Origin of the sequence: Enterococcus sp. DIV0167, assembly GCF_050541555.1 — a bacterium.
Taxonomy (GTDB): domain Bacteria; phylum Bacillota; class Bacilli; order Lactobacillales; family Enterococcaceae; genus Enterococcus; species Enterococcus faecalis.
Genome location: NZ_CP172933.1, coordinates 1059883 through 1079109 on the forward strand (window position 1 = coordinate 1059883; position 19227 = coordinate 1079109).

Genomic DNA, 19227 nt, shown 5'->3' on the forward strand with positions numbered 1-19227 from the left:
GAGAGATTTAGCTTGTTCATTTGAGTTTGGAGTGGTTCTGTGCTATACTATCTTTAGCGTAATGATACTAGTTGGGAGTGAGCGGATTTCTGCTCACTCTTTTTGATGGAAAAGTCATCAGGACACGGTTCGTTACATCAATCTCGAAGGAGGCGAAAATTTTGAGTAGTGCTGTGGAAACTGTAACAAAGTTAGTCACACCAATCTTAGAAGAACAAAATTTTGAACTTGTGGAAGTAGAGTTTGTTAAGGAAGGAAAAAATTGGTTTTTACGAGTATTTATCGATAAAGAAGGTGGCATTGATATTGAGGAATGTGCCTTTGTCAGCGAAAAATTAAGTGAAAAACTAGATGCAATGGATCCAGATCCAATTCCGCAAGCGTACTTTCTGGAAGTTTCTTCTCCGGGAGCAGAACGTCCGTTAAAGAAAGAAAGCGATTATGAACAAGCGGTAGGCAAGTACATTCATATTTCTCTTTATCAAGCAGTTGATGGAGAAAAACAGATTGAGGGTACTTTAGTCCATCTTGATTCAGAACAATTAACATTAAGTGTAAAAATTAAAACCAGAGTGAAGGAAATGACTTTTGAACGTAAAAATATCGCAAAAGCTCGTTTAGCCATTCAATTTTAATCAACAGACTCGAATGTAAAAAAGGGTCCACTAAAAGTTTTACTTTTAGCTAGGCCTGTGACAAGTTTTAACGAGAAGTTTTTCCCTTGGAAGAAGAACCACTCGTTCAGCTTTAACGAATCCATAGGAGGAAAAGAAAAACAATGAGCAAAGAAATGTTAAATGCATTAGACGTATTAGAAGCTGAAAAAGGGATTCCTAAAGATACGGTGATTGAAGCGTTACAAGCAGCTTTAGTTTCTGCATATAAAAGACATTATGGACAAGCAAGCAACGTCGAAGTTGAATTTGAACCAAAAAAAGGCAATATTCACGTATATGCTGTCAAAGAAGTAACAGAAGAAGTATTTGATTCACAACTGGAAGTTTCATTAAAAGATGCCGTTGCATTAAATGGGGCATATGAAATCGGCGACAAAATTCGTTTTGAGGTTACGCCAAAAGACTTTGGCCGCATTGCTGCCCAAACAGCAAAGCAAGTAATTTTACAACGTGTCCGTGAAGCAGAAAGAACAATTATTTATAATGAATTTAGCGAATACGAAAATGACATCATGCAAGGAATTGTTGAACGTCAAGATCGTCGTTATATTTATGTAAACTTAGGCAAAATCGAAGCAGTCTTATCAAAACAAGATCAAATGCCAAATGAATTTTACCAACCGCATGATCGGATTAAAGTTTACGTATCACGTGTTGAAAACACATCAAAAGGCCCACAAGTTTTTGTAAGCCGTAGTCATCCAGATTTACTAAAACGTCTTTTTGAACAAGAAATTCCAGAAGTTTATGATGGAATTGTTGAAATCGTAAGCGTCGCTCGTGAAGCTGGCGATCGTTCAAAAGTAGCCGTTCGTTCAACAGATCCTAATATTGATCCAGTGGGTACCTGTGTTGGTCCAAAAGGCCAACGTGTCCAAGCGATTGTGAATGAATTAAAAGGCGAAAATATGGATATTGTGGAATGGAACGAAGATCCAGCTATTTATATTAGTAATGCCTTGAATCCAGCTCAAGTATTAGATGTTATTTTTGATCCAGAAAATAGCAAAGCATGTACAGTTGTTGTACCTGATTATCAATTGTCATTAGCAATTGGTAAACGTGGTCAAAATGCGCGCTTAGCTGCTAAATTAACGGGCCATAAAATTGATATCAAATCAGAATCTGATATGGCTGAATTTTATGAACAACAAGCCAATCAAGAAGTTGCCGAAGTGGCAGAAGAAATGGATGAAGCAATTATCCATTCAGATATGACGGCAGATGATTACGAAAACTTGGCTGCTGAAGAAGCAGTTGTTGAAGCAGAAATTACAGAAGAATTACCTGAACAAGAATAACGTTTTTGGAGGGTGAAAAAATGAAAAAGAGAAAAATTCCAATGCGTAAATCGGTTGTTTCAGGCGAAATGAAACCGAAAAAAGAATTAGTCAGAATTACTCGCTCCAAAGAAGGCGAAGTGGCCTTAGATCCAACTGGTAAATTACCTGGACGTGGCGCTTACGTTGATTTGGATCCTGCGGAAGTCCAAAAAGCTTGGGATAAAAAAATTCTTGATCGTGTCTTAGAAACAAAATTAAGTGATGAATTTTATCAAGAACTATTGGATTATGTAACACATCAAAAAGCCCGCAAAGAGTTGTTTGGCGATGGAAAATAAAACCAAAATTTTGAACCTTTTAGGTTTAGCAATGCGCGCCGGTAAATTAGTCACAGGCGAGGAATTAACCCTTAAAGATATTCGTGCAAACAAAGCGAAATTTGTGTTTGTTGCGCAAGATGCCAGTGAGAATACTAGAAAGAAAATCAAGGACAAAAGTTCTTATTATAATGTTCCTGTTAGCGAACTGTTCAGTCAATTCGAGCTCAGCCAAGCGATTGGGCGACCACGAATGGTTATCGGAGTAACTGATGCAGGATTTGCCACCAAAATCAAGGAATTACTAAAAGGTTAGGAAGGTGATTGCATGGGAAAAAAAAGAATTTATGAACTAGCAAAAGAAATGAATAAAGCAAGCAAAGACGTTGTCGATAAAGCGCATCAATTAGGTATGGATGTTAAAAACCATATGGGCGCAATTAGTTCCGAGCAAGAAACAAAGCTTCGTCAAGCATTCGGAGGAGGAAGTACCGTAAATACTCAATCAAAAGCAACAAACAACCAAAAGCAACAAACAACACAAAATAAACCAGCCAATAAGAAACCAATGAACAATAAACCTGGTGAACAAAGAAATAATCAAAATCGTCCAAACAATCAATCAACGAATGGACAACAAAGAAATAACCAAAATCGTCACGGCCAAAGCAACACACAAAACCGTAGCAATCAAACAAATACAAACAATCAAAACCGCAATACCCAAAACAATAACGGTTCTACAACGAATCAAAATCGGACCAGCCAAAATAACAATGGCGGGAACAACCAAAATCGTGGCGGCCAAAACCGTAACAACAATTTTGGTGGCGGTCAAAATCGTAATAACCGGAATAACTTTAATAACCAAAACCGCAATCGTTTCAATAAAAAAGGGAAAAAAGGCAAACATCAACAAGAATCAGCGAAGCCAGCAGTTCCAGCACGTAAATTCCGTGAATTACCAGATGTTTTAGAATATACAGAAGGTATGAACGTGGCGGATATTGCGAAAAAAATCCACCGCGAACCAGCGGAAATCATCAAAAAATTATTTATGATGGGTGTCATGGTTAACCAAAACCAAGCCCTAGATAAAGATACAATTGAATTATTAGCTGTGGACTATGGCATGGAACCGCAAGAAAAAGTTCAAGTTGATATTGCGGACATTGATAAATTCTTCGAACCAGAAGCAGTTGTTGAAGAAAACTTAACTACACGTCCCCCTGTTGTCACAATCATGGGACACGTAGACCACGGGAAAACAACATTATTAGATACATTGCGCCATTCTCGTGTGACTTCAGGTGAAGCAGGCGGTATCACGCAGCATATTGGTGCCTATCAGTTAGATATTGATGGCAAACCAATTACGTTCTTAGATACACCAGGACATGCGGCCTTTACAAGTATGCGCGCGCGTGGTGCTAGCATCACTGATATTACCATCTTAGTTGTTGCAGCGGACGATGGAGTAATGCCACAAACAATCGAGGCGATTAACCATGCGAAAGCGGCAAAAGTGCCGATTATTGTAGCAGTTAACAAAATTGATAAGCCTGGTGCGAACCCTGATCATGTGAAACAAGAATTAAGTGAACATGAATTAATTCCTGAAGAATGGGGTGGAGATACGATTTTCGTCAATATTTCAGCGAAATTCAATCAAAACATTGATGAGCTATTGGAAAATATTTTATTGATTGCTGAAGTAGAAGACTTAAAAGCTGATCCAACGCAAAAAGCAATTGGAACAGTGATTGAAGCGCGCTTAGATAAAGGTAAAGGTCCAGTTGCGACATTACTCGTTCAACAAGGAACTTTACATGTTGGTGATCCAATCGTTGTTGGTAATACTTACGGACGTGTTCGTGTGATGACCAATGACATGGGCCGCCGTGATAAAGAAGCAGGACCCGCAACTCCTGTAGAAATTACCGGATTAAATGATGTTCCTCAAGCGGGTGATCGTTTTGTGGTCTTTGAAGATGAAAAAACAGCACGTCAAGCAGGGGAAGAACGGGCTAAACGTGCGTTGCTTGAACAACGTTCAGCAAGTAGCCGTGTGACATTGGATAACTTATTTGAAAGCCTAAAAGAAGGCGAATTAAAAGAAGTTAATATCATTGTCAAAGCAGACGTACAAGGATCTGCCGAAGCCGTTTCAGCAAGTTTACAAAAAATTGATGTAGAAGGCGTTCGTGTGAAAATTGTTCACGCGGCAGTTGGGGCCATCAATGAAAGCGACGTAACTTTAGCCGCAGCAAGTAATGCGATTATTATCGGCTTTAACGTTCGCCCAACACCACAAGCGAAACAACAAGCAGAACAAGAAGAAGTTGATATTCGTTTACACCGTATTATCTATAAAGCCCTAGAAGAAATCGAAACAGCGATGAAAGGGTTATTAGATCCAGAATTTGAAGAAAAAATTACGGGTCAAATGACGGTTCGTGAATTGTACAAAGTATCTAAAGTTGGCACAATCGCTGGCTGTTATGTTACAGAAGGCTTTATTCGCCGCGATAGTGGCGTGCGTGTCATTCGTGATGGTATTGTTATTTATGAAGGTAAATTAGCAAGCTTGAAACGCTTTAAAGATGACGTGAAAGAAGTCAAACTTGGTTTTGAATGTGGCGCTATGATTGAAAACTTCAATGATTTACGTGTAGATGATGCGATTGAAGGCTTCATTATGGAAGAAATCAAACAATAATTTTAGTAATTGGAGGAAGACACTATGGCAAATTATCGTGACCGTCGTGTAGGTCAAGAAATCATGCGTGAAGTGAATGATATCTTGAACAAACGCATCAGAGATCCACGCGTCCAAGGCATCACTATTACAGATGTTCGTGTGACCGGTGATTTACAACAAGCAACGATTTATTACAGCTTGTTATCTGATTTAGCTTCCGAACAACAAAAAGCTCAACAAGGCTTAGACAAAGCCAAAGGACTGATTCGTAAAGAATTAGGACAACGGTTAACCTTGTATAAAACACCAGAGTTGATTTTTGAAAGAGACGAATCTGTCCAATACGGAAATCACATTGATGAGTTGATTCGTAAGTTGAATCAAGGTGAATAATTAAAAAGAAAAAGCACACCAGACGAATGGTGTGCTTTTTCTTTTCATGATTTCTTGATAAAATAGTCATGGAGGTGCAAAGATGAAAAGAATTGTTGTTTTCTATAAAAATGGAGATCGTTATTTAAAAGAAATGGGTTCAGGCAAGAGTTCCCTGTACTTTTTTCTTTTCTTCTTTGTACTACATAGTATGCGGAAACATATTATTCAGTTCATCGGATTTTGGCCGTCATTTATATTCGTCCTTATACTTGTCCCCAATCTTATGCTTGGCGTTGGACATATTAACCATTGGTACAAAAACCGCTCTTGAATTTTCCAGAATACTTTTAAGCATGGAACAAAATCCTTATTGATTTTGTTCCATGCTTTTTAAGTTAACCCAGTATTTAATACCATCACAGAATAATCCCTAAATTCAAAAATCCGTCCTTTATAAAGATAAGTGGCGCCATACTTTTGTCGATAGTACGTAATCACATTTTTTAATGTTTCAACATCGATTTCCAAAAATTCAGCACAAGAATAATGGTTACTTAAGCCAGCTTCAGAGCAACGAATTAAATCGTCTAATGTAACTAATTGCTCTAAGGCCACATTGCGGGCTTTCAACTCTTGCTTCCGATTTTCTGTACAATTTTGATTTAAAATAGTGCCAACGGATGTTTGATAATGCCCGTATTCCTCGGCTAAAATGTTCTTCTTTTGACGGGTACTCAATGTTTTTTCAATATAAATTTTGCCATTTCGATACAACCCATAACAACCTGTTTGATTGTATAAATCAATTTCTAAAACCGTCACATCCTTTTGAATGGAACTGACGAGTTTTTCATAATCATTCACTTTACCATTCACCTGCCATTACTTAATAAAAAGAGTAGATGGGAAGTTAATCCTCTTTTTTGTCAGAAGAAATCGATTGTTGATATTTGGCATCAATTTCATCCAAGTAATCGTGAATTTTCTCGATTTCTTCTTTTGAAAATATCTTTTCTGGATCCCCAGCGTGGGCAGCCAGTGTCATTTCGTCACGGCGAGGGAATGAGAGAATTTCTGCTTGCGTTTGTTGTTCGTGTAATTGTTGTTCGGCAAATTGATAAACGATGGCTTGTCGTTGGGGTTCTAATTTTTTATAAATGCGGTCGATAGTTGAGGCATTTTTTTCCATGGGAACCTCTTGTCCCATCAACCAGGCCTCATTAATATCTAATGCATCTGCAATGCGATAAACTTTGTCTTGTTTTGCTTCGTAACGACCAGCTAGCCAATCGCTGATCGAAGATTTACCGATGCCAGTTTTTTTCGCTAATTCACTAGGTTTGATGTTCTTGGCTGTTAAAGCCTCTTTTAAACGGATAGCAAAAATGTTCATATTTCCGAACCTCCTATTGCCTCAAAGTATACTATACCTGTTTAGAGAAGGCAAGTAACAATCGCAATTAAATTTAGCAGTTCATAAAACCGAACTTATGAGTTGACAGTGAAAATATTTGATGCTAAGATAGAGCCATTCAAATGTTCGGTTAACTGAACTAATTTTTTTGAACACTTTGTTCGGAAAACCGTATTTTGGTGGAAAGGGTGAAGAAATGAGTCGGAATTATAAAAAAACGTTGTCGGATATGTTACTTTTAGCAATTATTTTATTAATAAGCAGTGTCTCAATAAAAATTGGGGTCATCGTGATTGGGATGATTGGCCTCATGGAATTACTAACAGAGTAACAATAATTTAGTCAAAAGGAGAGAAGCGGATTGGCAGAACGACGCATGTTTGCAAAAACGATTATTGATAGTGATGCGTTTTTAGATATGCCTTTATCAAGTCAGGCCCTGTATTTTCATTTAGCGATGCGTGCCGATGATGATGGATTTATCAATAATCCCAAAAAATTGCAGCGAATGGTTGGTTGTGGGGAAGACGATCTAAAATTGCTAATGGTTAAAAAATTTATTCTAGTATTTGAAAGTGGTGTGATCGTTATCAAACATTGGAAAATTCATAATTATATTCGCAGTGATCGTTACAAACCAACCTTGTATCAAGAAGAGAAAAATCAGATTGTTGAAAAAAATAGCAAAGCTTATACGTTTAAAGCAGAATCGTCTGTCAGTGCTCAACCAGCTGACTACCAACGGTTACCACAGGAAAGCATAGTCCAGTCTAAGTTAGGTCAGAGTCAAGGTAGTAGTTCAGAAAACGATTGTTTAAAGACGATTTATCATTTTTATGAGGAAAACGGCTTTGGTACACTGGCCTCAAAAACAAGCCAAGATTTTAAGTATTGGTTGCAAGATTTTATACAAAAAGGGGCTAGCCAAGAGGAAGCATGCCAATTAATCTTGCATGCTTTAGGAATTGCCGTCGATCGAAATAAACGGAATTACGGCTATGTAAATGCTATTTTGAAAAGTTGGGAGCAACAAAATTATTTATCCGTACATGAAGTTCTAGTAAATGATAAAAAACAAGTGTCGGAGCACGCGCCGCAAATGACAGAAGAATATCAAGAGTTAGGTTTTTAAAGAAAGGAGGAAATCAGTATGCATGCGACAGATCAAACTTTTCAAATACTATTGAGTCAATTGTTAGAAAAAGTTGAAGACCGTTGTCCTGAATGTGGCAGTGAACAATATGTTTGGCAACAAAAAAATAAAGATGGCACAGAACGTTGTGCCCCAACTTGTTGGTCGTGTGGGTATAAAATGCTAAAAAAACATGAACAAGAAGCCACTCAACAACGTTCTCAAGAGAGTTTTATGGCGCGTACACAAAAATTTTTTCATCAAGGGTCCTTAATTGCTGATGATGCGCTACGGCAATGTCGCTTAACCAATTACCAAACCACTGAATTAGAAACAAGACAAGCAAAAGAACGGGCCTTAGCAGCAGTTTCAGCGATTGTTGAAGGAAAGCCAATTCACGTTATTTTTTCAGGGAAACCTGGTGTCGGTAAAAGTCATTTGGCTATCAGTATTTTAGTTGAAGTCTTAGAACGCTCTGCATATCAAAAGTATTGTTTATTTGTCAGCTACTCTGAGGTATTAGAAAAACTAAAAATGTCCATGAATGAATCGGCCAAAAGCCAAGCAAAGGCTCAAGCGTATATTACTAGAATGAAAAAAGCAGACGTTTTGGTCTTAGATGATTTAGGTGCTGAATTAGGAATTAAAAATAAAGTTAGTACGGATTTTAATAATGACATCTTAAATCGAATTTTAGAAGCTAGACAGAATAAAGCAACTATTTTTACTACTAATTTTTCTGGAAAACAACTGGTGGAGGCCTATGGAACACGCATTATTTCTCGTCTAATGAAGCACGCCAGTGGCTATGTTTTCCAATATAAAGACACAACAGACAAACGAATGAGGAGTGTGAAATAAATATGTTAACAATTATTATTGGGTTTATCTTTTGGACAATGACACTAATGTTAGGTTATCTAATTGGTGAAAGAGAAGGCCGTAAACATGAGTAATTTAACAAAACGTAAAAAAGATTTATTTGAAATGAAAAGCGTTGTATTTAAAGATATTTCAAAGCAACAAAGCGAAAAAGCACAAAAAAGAAAACGACTCTTACAACTAATGAATCAATATCCCGATTGGGCAAGTCAAAAAAATAAACTTATTATGCAGGAAATTCAAGAATTAGGACAAGCAATCGGTAATTGGTCGATGGATCAATCAAGACCCATCCAATCCATTAAGGCCGCAACGTTTACAAAAAGCGAGTATCTCTATTTAATTTGGCTCGGTTATTCAGATGAAGCGATTCGTCACGGCTTAGAAATGTCGAAAGAGTGTTATTTTATTTATCGATTAACACTTTTAAATGAATAAAAGTAAAGGAGATTAACCAATGCGTACGTCAACATTTAATTATATCAAAGATATTTTAGCAGACTTTTATAAAACAGATGAGTATATCCGGCAACGGGAAGAAGAATTACGGCACCCTTATCAAGAAGCAGATTTAAATGCTGGTATTAGAGGACAAGGACTTCACTCTGTAGTGACCGAACGAATGGCGATTACGATAGCTATGGATCGTCGTCTGTGGAACTTAGAGAGAAATCGAGACATTATCAAAAATTGTTTAGCTGAAGCGGATGAACAAACGCGCGTGATTATTGAAGAACTATATATGAAAAAACGGCCCTCTTTAACATTAATTGGACTTGCCCAGCAATTATTTATTAGTAAAAGCCAAGCCTATAAATTAAGAAATCATTTCTTTGAAGCGGTGGCGGATGAACTAGGGATGTAAACATGGAAAAAGCGTGGAATTTTTTCAGGTGTCAACATGGTAAATTAATAGTGTCGAAAGAGATAGATAAACGTGAGGCAACCAAAAAAATGAAGACACGGAATTCTATGATTTTGACTGCTTTCTTGTGTCAGCTATGAAGGAGCAGAAAATGCCGGCTACTTTCAAGATCCTTCATTTTGACTAGAAGAGAGCCAATTTGTTAACCAATCCTGAATTTTTTGAATGGAAAGGTGGCGCTAAAAATGAATGAAGCGGAACAAGAGTTATATGAAGCCCTTGTTGCAATCTGCCAGACGTCAGGATTTTTGTTGCTAGAGGAACTGCCGACAGATTTACCAGATCAGCCATTTGTTTATTTAGGTGATAGTAAAGAATTACCTAAGCCAACTAAATCAGCTATTTTGGGAGAAATTGAATTAATAATGCATGTTTATGGTGCGTTATCTGAACGACAACAAATTTCTACAATTAAAGGAACGATTTTACGGCAGGCAACCAGTAACTTAAAACGAACGGCTCATTTTAATTGGGGTATCAAACATCAAGAAGTCAAAGCACAAATGGTAAAAGATACCAAACAAATGAAAAAAACAATTTGGCATGCTGTACTACCATTACACATGCAATTTTACTAGGAGGAATTATCAATGGGAGAAGTTATGCAAGGAAAAGACCGTATTTTATTAGTTCGTCGCTTGGATGAAGCAGCGACAAAGAAAGCAATGAAACCCTTATTTCAAATTGAACATGAATGGGAATTCTCACGTGAATCGAGCGGTACGCAAACAAAAGATGGCGTTGCGAATGCTGTTTCTGGTTTAGAAGTTACGTTATCGTTAAGCGGTTTAGCCTCTCGCGATGATGAAAATTTATACATGAAAGACGCAGTTGAAGATGGCATCTTAATGGAATTTTGGGATGTTGATTTAAAAGGTGAAAAAAATGCGGAAGGTAAATATCCAGCAATTTATGCCCAAGGTTATGTAAATTCATGGAGTTTACCAGCCAATGTAGAAGAATTAGTAGAAATCGAAACAGAAGCCTCTATTAATGGCAAACCACAAGATGGCTTTGCAACAGTAGAAGCAGATATTATTGCGGAAGCACAATATGCGTTCCAAGATACCGTTCCAGATAAAGCACCACAACCTGGCGCATAATCAAAAAAGTGTTGAATTTTAGGAGGATAAAAAATGAATTTAGAGATTAACGGAAAAACAATTGAAGTGAAATTTACGATTGGCGCGATTCGCGAATTAGATAAACGTTACCAAATTGAAAATGGCGCTGCCAAATTCGGCATGGGCATCAGTTCAGCAATGATTTATTTACGCCAATACAATCCAGTAATCTTAGTTGACATCATGGAAGCTTTACAAAGTGGGCAATTAAAAATAGGTAAGTCGGAAATTGAAGCATGGTTAATGACCCAAGATGTCAAAAAACTTTCAGATGACTTGCTTAAAGAAATGGGAAAGCAACCTCTTACAAAACCAATGATCGATCAGTTCAGCAAAGAAGCGAAGAAAGCAGAAGCGCAAGCGACCAACTAATTAAAACGAGCGATGACGTGTATCACGACATCGCTCTTTCTGCTTTTCGCTACTTAGGCTGTCGCTCATTTGAAGAAGTGGATCGGATGACCATGTCTGAATTTGAATTACGAATGATTGCTTTTAATTTAGCAGAAGTAGATGAAGAGCGGAAAAGGCACGAGCTTGCCTACTTAAATGTTAAAGCGCAAGCGACAAACAAAAAAGGAAAACCCGTTTTTGAAAGCTTTAAAAGTTTTTATGATTATGAAAAACGAGTTGCTGAAGTTCTGGCAGCTAACCAGCCACAACGAACAAAATTAAATGAGCGGAAAAAAACGCAACTTGCCACTGTGGCAGAGCGTCTACGCCGCTATCGAGAAGGGAGGAGAGTAGATGGAGAATGACAAAGAAAAAACGCCGTTATCGGAGGCAAAGAAAAGCCTTGCAGGCGTCCAACAAGCATTAAAAAGTATGAGCGGTGAGTATGCCTTATTAAGTGGATATTTAGGGAAAATTAGTGCGGGTGTCAATCAGTCAGCCACGGTCATGAACACATTTAAAACCGTCATGCAACAATCTGGAGAAACAGTGAAAAAAACAGGAGACGAAACAGCAAAGGCAGCAGATCAAATGAACACAGCGTTAACAGATTCTGCTGAACAAGCCGGTGAAGCAGCTAAAAAAGCGGGGAAAGAAACCTCTGATGGCTTTACTAATGCACAAAATAATATGCTGAGCTTTGGGACGGCCATGACTAGTGCCGTTTCCTTACCTATGCTGAACGTTTTAAAAACAGCTATGGGCGTCGGTGCTGGGGTCAGTGGCGAATTTCAAGGAATGCAAGGACTGATTATGGCTAGTGCAGGAGGGATTTCTGATTCATTGCAAGGCGAGTTGCAAGGGGCATTGACTCAGATGAATCAATCATTTGAAGCGGCGGCACAAGTGATTCAAAGCGTGATGGCTCCAGGAATGGAAATTTTGGTTCAAGTGGTTATCACAGTCGTCAAAGGCATTACAGCTTTGGTGAATTTATTTATCAAATTACCAAAACCCGTCCAAGTTTTTATTGTTGCCATTATGGGCATTTTAGCCGCCATTGGGCCCATGTTGATTATGGTAACGATGGCTCAGCAAAAATTTCAACAGTTTAGTGCTGGTTTGGCTCTTGTACAAGGAAACATTGGGAAGTTAGGTGGTGGCTTATCAAAACTAAGTGCTAGTTTTAGTGCCTTAAGTGGAGGACCATTAATTTTAATTGTAGCAGCCGTTTTAGCAGCGGTAGCAGCGTTTATTTATTTCTATAAAACCAATGAAACATTTAGAAATAGTATCAATCGCTTAGCTAGTGCCATTCAAGGAGCTGTCTCAGCGGCGTTTGGCAAATTGGTAGGACTGCTACAACAGATCCAGCCGGCCTTTCAACAAGTAATGGCAGTTTTTAAACAATTTTTTGCAGTAGGCTTAGAGAAAATGGCGACTATTTTTTCAACAATTGGTCGTGTGCTAACAGGCGTTTTTGCCAGCGGTTTGCAATTAGGTAGTAACTTATTAGGGCAATTTGGTGGCACCTTTGACAAAGCTGGTTTAGCGGTTGGTCTTTTGGTAAAAGTTCTGACAAAAGTTGCACTGGCTGCATTAGGAATTTCTGGGCCGTTTGGTCTAATTATTTCCTTGATTGTTTCATTCGTGACGGCCTGGATGAAAACCGGTGATTTGAGTGCGGGTGGTATTACCCAAGTCTTTGATAATTTAGGTAACACGATTACATCTGTTACAACAATGTTGGCAGCTAATCTACCGAAAGTTATACAACTTTTTACAACCGTCTTAACCAGTATTCTCGGGAAAATAACAGAAGCTATTCCAAGCATCGTAACCGCGTTATCTAGTTTAATTACGTTAATTGTTGGTGCGATCGTTGCCAATTTGCCAGTCTTAATTGAAGCGGCAACGCAAATTATTACTACGTTGATTCAGGGGATTACAACAGTCTTACCAATGTTGATAGAAGTTGGTTTGAGCTTATTAATGACTTTAGTTAATGCGATTGTCACCGCCTTGCCAACAATTACAACTGCAGCGATTAATATCATCACTACATTAGTGACAGCTTTTGTCACAGCGTTACCAATGCTAGTTACAGCAGGTGTTTCAATTATCACAGCCTTAGTCAATGCATTTGTTACTATGTTACCGTTGATTTTGACTGCTGGTTTACAAATTTTGATGGCATTAATCACTGGGATTATGACGATTTTACCTCAGTTAATTCAATCAGCGCTGACGATTATTCTAGCGTTAGTGACTGCGTTGGTAGGTGCCTTGCCACAGATTATCAGCGCAGGTGTCAAATTGTTAATGGCGTTAATTCAAGGAATTATTTCGATTTTACCAACCTTAGTTGCGGCAGCTATTACCTTAATTTTGACATTGGTAAATGCCTTAATTGGTGCCTTGCCACAAATCATCAGCGCAGGCGTCAAATTGCTAATGGCTTTGATCCAAGGGATTATTTCAATTTTACCGCAACTGGTTACTGCAGCAATTACGCTAATTACCGCTTTAATGGGTGCGTTAATCAATGCGTTGCCACAGTTGTTAAGTGCTGGGATTCAACTGATTCAAGCCTTAATTAATGGTGTACTCAGTCTATTGGGTGCCTTGCTGTTCGCAGCAGGAACATTAATCTCACAAATGATCACGAAGATTGGTTCTTATTTTGGTCAACTGTTAGCTTCGGGCGGACAGTTAGTTGAAAATATCAAAAATGGGGTTACCAATGCAGCCGATCAGGTAAAAAATGCCATTGGTTCTGTAATTGAAGGTGCTTGGCAAGCAATCCAAGGTTGGTTTTCAAAATTCACCGATGCCGGTGCGAATATTGTCGGTATGATTGCTGATGGAATTACAGGCGCAATTGGAAAAGCCAAAGAAGCAATCGATGGGGTCGTCAGTAAAATTCGTAACTTTTTACCATTTTCACCAGCAAAAGAAGGTCCCTTATCTGATTTGCATAAATTGAATTTCGGCGGCACGATTGCCACGGGGATTTATGCAGGCGAAACAGCCGTTAGTAGAGCAATGGCTTCTATTTTAGACTTACCGCTGTTAAATGATTTTGCCTTGGACTTAGCTGGTCGAGGAAACTTCACAGCAACGATTGACCATCGTTTAGAAAATGATGCATACAATCGACCATTATTTGTGACAGTAGAGTCAACGTTAGATGGGAAAGTTGTCGCAGCAACTACGGCGCCTTATTTAGCAACAGAGTTACAACGACAACAAGTGAAACAAAATAACCGCTTAGGAAGGAGAGGATAACATGTATAAATTTGTTGATACCAATCAAGCAACTCATTCAACGCCTCTTCCTTCAGAAGCGTTGAATTTTAACGGTCAATTTTTAGAAAAAGTCATCCCTGGCTATCAAACATTATCAGTTTCAGGACGAGAATTAGTTCCAAGCGAAATTGAAAGCTATCAATTAGGGATTCGTGATGGCAAACGCCACGTTTATGCGCGGATTCCAGAACGAGAATTAACAGTCAAATATCGACTTTCAGCTGTGAATAATGAAGCGTTTCGAGATGCATTTAATCATTTAAATGTTGCTTTGTTTACGGAAAAAGACGTTTCTATTTGGTTTAACGATGAACCGGAAATGCTGTGGTTTGGTAGTAAGTCTTCAGTGAGTGATGTACCCGAAGGCGTTAACCAAGTAACAGGCACTTTTACTTTATTGCTTTCTGATCCGTATAAATACACACGGAGTGATGCGACTAGTGTGATGTGGGGTTCGCCAACCATTACATTTCAAGCGAATTACTTAATGGGGAATACAGGCTCAGGTGCAGTTGATTTTCCAATTTTAATTGAAGGTGGAGCCTATTGGGGATCAACCATGATTACCTTTCAAAATCGGGCTTACACGATGGGGGATTTAGGCAAAGAAGTTCGGCCAATTGAAATTTATCCTACGGTCGAAGGGTTAAAAGTCAAACCGACCATTATTTTAGCAGGAACCGGACGTGGTGTTTGGATTAAAACAAGGAACGATACAATTAACTTAGGTGACTTTGATCGTTCGGAAATTATCATTGATACTGAAAATTTTTATCTGACAAAAAATGGTGCACCGATGATTCGACCAATGAACGATTTTTATCTATATCCCAATGAACCGCTGTATATTCAAGCCAAAGATAGCGACTTCCGCTTGACGATTCGCTATCCTAACCGATTTGTGTAGGAGGGTGATTAAATGTTAATGGCGCTGGATTTGAAAAGAACATATACGGCAATTTTGGACAATGCCTATCAAGTCAGTTATGAAAAAATAGAGAACAAAATTGGCAGTTTAGATTTTACCATGCCACTAGATGATCCTAAAAATGAATTTATTGAAGAAATGCAATGGGTGGAACTGACCGACAATGAGAATGAATATATTGGTTTATATCGCGTGATGCCAACCACAATTAAGAAAGATGCGAACAATAATCAAATTCACTACTCTGCCACAGAAGCATTATGTACCTTAGGCGATACTGTCCTTTTTGGTTGTCACGAAATTAAAAACAAAACAACGAAAGAGGCCATTCAATTTCTATTGAATAAACAAAAAACAAAGCATTGGGTCCTAAAAAAATGTGATTTTTCAAGGAAATTAACCTATAAATGGGAGAATGAAAACGGGCTAGTCGAGCCTTTATTTAGCATCCCAGCCGATTTCGAAGAGGAATATCTTTGGCAATGGAATACAGAGGTCTATCCTTTTGAACTTTCATTAGTCAAACCACCAACAGAACCAGTTGCGCGAATTCAAGAAGGTTACAATATGCAAGGATTCGAAATAGAACGTAATCCCAAGATGCTAATCAATCGGATTTATCCATTAGGTTCAGGCGAAGGTGTTAACAAAGTCAATATTCGCTCGGTCAATCAAGGGGTTCCGTATTTAGAGAACAAGGCCGCAATTGACCGCTATGGTTTATTGGAGTCAATTTGGGTGGAACAGCGTTTTTCTGATCCCAAGGCATTAAAGGAAAATGCTTTGCGAATGTTAGAAGAATGGACCAAGCCACAAGTTTCTTGGGTAGTGACTGCAGCTGATTTAATTAAATTAACAGATCAACCTTTAGCAATCGATCGTTTGCGGTTGGGCACGGTTATCATGATTAATACGAATGAGTTTGGGAGTGTCAACCTTCGTATCAAAAAAGAAAGTAAAAAAGATGTCTTTGGTGCCCCCCAAGACATTCAGCTAGAGTTGGGAAATCTGCAAGAAACAATTCATAGTACCATGACAGCTTTCAGTCGGAAACAAGAGATTAGCGAAACTTACGCACAAGGGGCGACGACACTTTTAAATCGTTCAATACAAGGAGAACTTAGCAAGACACAGCCAGTGGAGCTGAATTTATACTTTGACGAGGACATTCTTTATGTAAACACCGCAGAATTAACGTTCAAGGCAACTGCTAAAGGACCTTCGCATTCTGTAACGAACATTGATTTGGTAGTGGATGGCAAAAAATTACCCCAACTATCATTGCAACAACAACGGCTAAACATTTTGAGTTATTTACGAAAAACAACAGATGGAAAAATCGAACGCGGCAATCACACGCTTCAATTTTTCTCTCATCAGCCACTATGGTTGGATGCTTCGGTCATCTGTCGTGTGTATATTCAATCCCAATTGGGTGGCCAGTTTTAATAAATTAATGAAAACTAGAGGAGTGTGACGAAATGTCAGTAGAACATATTGAAGAATTAGATACCCTGAATCAAGGTCGCCTTAAAATCAATGCAATCTTGGATCAGTCGAATGCATCAGCTGAGAAAGTAGATGCTTACCAAGTCCAGTTAACGAATGGAATTTCTGAAGCGAAAAACATCGCAGATGAAGCTGGCAAAGAAGCCGTACAAATTGCCACCGATGCAGGCAATCAAGCAAATGAAACAGCCAACCAAGCGATGAACAATGCCAAAACAGCAATCACGATTGCAGGAAATGCAGTTTCAACGGCAAATAATAATAAACAAGAATTTGATACTTTACGAAATGATTTTGATCAATTAGTAGCAGAAGCTGGTGATAGTAATCCAGAAATTGTCCAAGCACGCACAGATACACAAGGCATCAAACAAGCTACTCTAGCGAATCGTCTTCAAATTGATTTGAATGACCGCATGACAAAAGCAGACGGTATTTCTTTATTGGCTAAGCCAACCACTGTCAAATTGAAGTTAGACTTTAACGGTAAAACGGCCGGCAATACAGCCACCAATGCAAACAGTTATTCCACTGATTTTACGGCTAAAATTCTTAAGAAGCCAACAGACGTTTGGGAGGAAGTTTCCCAAGCGGACTACAATAAAATGGCCAGCCGTGATGATGAGGGCGTGAAAACAGGTTCCACCCAAAGCGGTGTGATTCCGCAACAATTAGCGGCCTTCAATCTCGTTGAAGCCGCTAAAAAATTAATTCCACAAATGTTTGAAACAGTCACAACTGACGAGGCGGTGGCATTTGTTCGCCAGAACGTTCAATTTTTTACGATTAATCAACGTGTGAAAGCCGCTGCGCCCAATAATCAAACGATTAAAATCGCTGCGTATTTACCAACTACGGATAATTGGGTAACTCAAATCCAAGAATCAGCAAAAGAGTTCAGCGATTTTTCAATTCAAATCAATGATCAGAATTTTATCACAGATGAAGGGTTCATTTATTTAATGAGCTATACAGATTCATCGAATGGGGTGACGCCAGCCAGCGTAGAAGTTGATTACGTGGGACTTCATATTGGTGTGTCTGTTGATGCCCAAGCGGTTTTAGCGAAGAGTGGTTTTGTTCAGGCAGAGCAACTCAATACCCATGTGGAAAATCAGGATAATCCACACCAAGTAACCGCTGAACAAGTTGGGCTGGGCAATGTAGAAAATTATGGCTTCGCATCAGACAGCGAAGCAGTCGCGGGAACTTTAACGAGTAAATATATGCACCCGAAAAACGTTGCGGAAGCGATTAAAGGTCAAGCTGTGACACAAACAGGTGACCAAGAGATTGCTGGGATGAAGAATTTTGTAACTATGCCAACCGTCAATGGTGTGCCTTTGGAATCCTCTAAAATGGCCATTTATGAAGCTAGTGGAGTCGGTGAAGTCGAGGCAAAATATCAGGCGGCCTTTAATAAGGATAATATGAAATTTGTATTAATTAGGGTAGGAAATCGTGTCGATGCATTTGTAAGATGTAATTTGAGTGATCCGACGAAATTGAATAACCACATGCCTAAAGTATTTAACATACCAACTGGGTACAAAATGTCCTCAAAAATAAGTGGTAGTATTTGGAATATTCCGCTCTCAGTTGCACCTTACGCTTTTCCGTATCCTAATTGTAATGCACTATATGAAATCGGAAATCAAGGGATAATTTTTGCCTCAAGCAGAGCCGGAAATATTTACCTCCAAGGAAGTTGGTACACGGACGATCCGTTTCCGACAAAATAACAAGCTAGTTTAGGAGACTTTTTATGGAACGTTATCTCAACACAATAACAATGCTTTTAAGCATTTTCGGTGGGATTGTCGTACGTTTATTAGGCGGATTAGATCAATTGTTGGATGTCTTCCTCTTTTTAATTATTGTCGATTTCATCACAGGTTGGATTAAGGCAATCGCCACAAAAGAATTGTCCAGTCGGATTGGTATGCTCGGAATTGCGAAAAAAGTGACGATGTTATTTGTGGTTGCCGTAGCGGTTCGTGTTGAAAAAGTTGTGGGAAACAATTTGCCAATTCGGGAAATGGTTCTGATTTTTTACATTGCGAACGAAGGACTTTCTTTTTTTGAAAACATTGCGACCTTTATTCCTATGCCGAAAAAGTTAAAAGAGTTATTTATTCAGTTAAAAAATAAAGATGATTAAGTAGAAGTGGTCGGGACAAACGTAGAACTTTCGGCTGATCGCCGAAGAAATTACTTCTGTCCCGCCATTTATCTGCAGTTTTAAGCCGTGGAAGGGA

The 19227-nt window shown here is 38.6% G+C and carries 22 protein-coding genes; 20 read left to right on the forward strand and 2 right to left on the reverse strand.

Annotated features, from left to right (window positions below; translation table 11 throughout):
• Positions 1 to 161: 161 nt before the first annotated feature.
• From rimP to rbfA, 6 genes are all read left to right on the forward strand, one after another.
• A complete protein-coding gene (gene rimP, locus IGM09_RS05230; RefSeq protein WP_002357863.1) occupies positions 162 to 635 on the forward strand; it encodes a ribosome maturation factor RimP in 474 nt (157 codons plus the stop codon).
• A 143-nt stretch (positions 636 to 778) separates the two neighbouring features.
• The gene (nusA, locus tag IGM09_RS05235; RefSeq protein ID WP_002357862.1) at positions 779 to 1978 is read left to right on the forward strand and encodes a transcription termination factor NusA; all 1200 of its coding nucleotides are present in this window, start codon (positions 779 to 781) and stop codon (positions 1976 to 1978) included.
• Between the two features lie 20 nt (positions 1979 to 1998).
• Positions 1999 to 2298, forward strand: coding sequence for an RNase P modulator RnpM (gene rnpM, locus IGM09_RS05240; RefSeq protein WP_002363794.1), 300 nt, complete (start codon positions 1999 to 2001; stop codon positions 2296 to 2298).
• Complete coding sequence (locus IGM09_RS05245) at positions 2288 to 2593, forward strand: YlxQ-related RNA-binding protein (protein WP_002357860.1); 306 nt, start codon at positions 2288 to 2290, stop codon at positions 2591 to 2593. Before rnpM ends, IGM09_RS05245 begins: the two co-directional genes overlap by 11 nt.
• A gap of 12 nt (positions 2594 to 2605) precedes the next feature.
• Positions 2606 to 4996, forward strand: a complete 2391-nt coding sequence (infB, locus tag IGM09_RS05250; protein WP_016617232.1) for a translation initiation factor IF-2 — start codon at positions 2606 to 2608, stop codon at positions 4994 to 4996.
• Positions 4997 to 5020: 24 nt separating this feature from the next.
• Positions 5021 to 5371, forward strand: coding sequence for a 30S ribosome-binding factor RbfA (gene rbfA / locus IGM09_RS05255; RefSeq protein ID WP_002360497.1), 351 nt, complete (start codon positions 5021 to 5023; stop codon positions 5369 to 5371).
• 372 nt (positions 5372 to 5743) lie between these two features.
• Here rbfA and IGM09_RS05260 read toward each other — a convergent pair whose 3' ends face one another.
• Together IGM09_RS05260 and IGM09_RS05265 are read right to left on the reverse strand one after the other, a co-directional pair.
• Complete coding sequence (locus tag IGM09_RS05260; RefSeq protein WP_002382232.1) at positions 5744 to 6229, reverse strand: toxin; 486 nt, start codon at positions 6227 to 6229, stop codon at positions 5744 to 5746.
• A gap of 34 nt (positions 6230 to 6263) precedes the next feature.
• A complete protein-coding gene (locus IGM09_RS05265) occupies positions 6264 to 6746 on the reverse strand; it encodes a helix-turn-helix domain-containing protein (protein ID WP_002357856.1) in 483 nt (160 codons plus the stop codon).
• Between the two features lie 169 nt (positions 6747 to 6915).
• Between IGM09_RS05265 and IGM09_RS05270 the strand changes: the two genes are divergently transcribed.
• The 14 genes from IGM09_RS05270 (at position 6916) to IGM09_RS05335 (ending at position 19130) form a co-directional block, all read left to right on the forward strand.
• Positions 6916 to 7098, forward strand: a complete 183-nt coding sequence (locus tag IGM09_RS05270; protein WP_050443818.1) for a hypothetical protein — start codon at positions 6916 to 6918, stop codon at positions 7096 to 7098.
• A 45-nt stretch (positions 7099 to 7143) separates the two neighbouring features.
• A complete protein-coding gene (locus IGM09_RS05275; protein WP_162782968.1) occupies positions 7144 to 7899 on the forward strand; it encodes a DnaD domain protein in 756 nt (251 codons plus the stop codon).
• An 18-nt stretch (positions 7900 to 7917) separates the two neighbouring features.
• Entirely contained in the window at positions 7918 to 8760 is an 843-nt protein-coding gene (locus IGM09_RS05280) for an ATP-binding protein (protein WP_033624930.1), read from the forward strand.
• Between the two features lie 66 nt (positions 8761 to 8826).
• Positions 8827 to 9219 (forward strand): hypothetical protein, encoded by a 393-nt coding sequence (locus tag IGM09_RS05285; RefSeq protein ID WP_016617237.1) that lies wholly within the window; start codon positions 8827 to 8829, stop codon positions 9217 to 9219.
• 19 nt (positions 9220 to 9238) lie between these two features.
• Positions 9239 to 9646 (forward strand): RinA family phage transcriptional activator, encoded by a 408-nt coding sequence (locus IGM09_RS05290; protein ID WP_002360491.1) that lies wholly within the window; start codon positions 9239 to 9241, stop codon positions 9644 to 9646.
• A gap of 221 nt (positions 9647 to 9867) precedes the next feature.
• Positions 9868 to 10284: a hypothetical protein gene (locus IGM09_RS05295; RefSeq protein ID WP_002382237.1), complete on the forward strand. Its 417-nt coding sequence runs from the start codon at positions 9868 to 9870 to the stop codon at positions 10282 to 10284.
• A 12-nt stretch (positions 10285 to 10296) separates the two neighbouring features.
• Positions 10297 to 10809 carry a phage major tail protein, TP901-1 family gene (locus IGM09_RS05300; protein ID WP_002381948.1) on the forward strand — a complete coding sequence of 171 codons (513 nt, stop codon included), beginning with the start codon at positions 10297 to 10299 and terminating at the stop codon, positions 10807 to 10809.
• Between the two features lie 33 nt (positions 10810 to 10842).
• Positions 10843 to 11202, forward strand: a complete 360-nt coding sequence (locus tag IGM09_RS05305) for a tail assembly chaperone (RefSeq protein WP_002357848.1) — start codon at positions 10843 to 10845, stop codon at positions 11200 to 11202.
• Positions 11203 to 11219: 17 nt separating this feature from the next.
• Positions 11220 to 11588: a hypothetical protein gene (locus tag IGM09_RS05310; protein ID WP_002361692.1), complete on the forward strand. Its 369-nt coding sequence runs from the start codon at positions 11220 to 11222 to the stop codon at positions 11586 to 11588.
• Complete coding sequence (locus tag IGM09_RS05315) at positions 11578 to 14511, forward strand: phage tail protein (RefSeq protein WP_033624931.1); 2934 nt, start codon at positions 11578 to 11580, stop codon at positions 14509 to 14511. Before IGM09_RS05310 ends, IGM09_RS05315 begins: the two co-directional genes overlap by 11 nt.
• 1 nt (position 14512) lies before the next feature.
• Positions 14513 to 15439: a distal tail protein Dit gene (locus IGM09_RS05320; protein WP_010775782.1), complete on the forward strand. Its 927-nt coding sequence runs from the start codon at positions 14513 to 14515 to the stop codon at positions 15437 to 15439.
• Between the two features lie 12 nt (positions 15440 to 15451).
• Positions 15452 to 16909, forward strand: a complete 1458-nt coding sequence (locus IGM09_RS05325; RefSeq protein ID WP_033624933.1) for a phage tail protein — start codon at positions 15452 to 15454, stop codon at positions 16907 to 16909.
• Between the two features lie 32 nt (positions 16910 to 16941).
• Entirely contained in the window at positions 16942 to 18711 is a 1770-nt protein-coding gene (locus tag IGM09_RS05330) for a hypothetical protein (protein ID WP_033624934.1), read from the forward strand.
• A gap of 23 nt (positions 18712 to 18734) precedes the next feature.
• Positions 18735 to 19130, forward strand: a complete 396-nt coding sequence (locus tag IGM09_RS05335; RefSeq protein ID WP_002357842.1) for a phage holin family protein — start codon at positions 18735 to 18737, stop codon at positions 19128 to 19130.
• Positions 19131 to 19227: the final 97 nt, after the last annotated feature.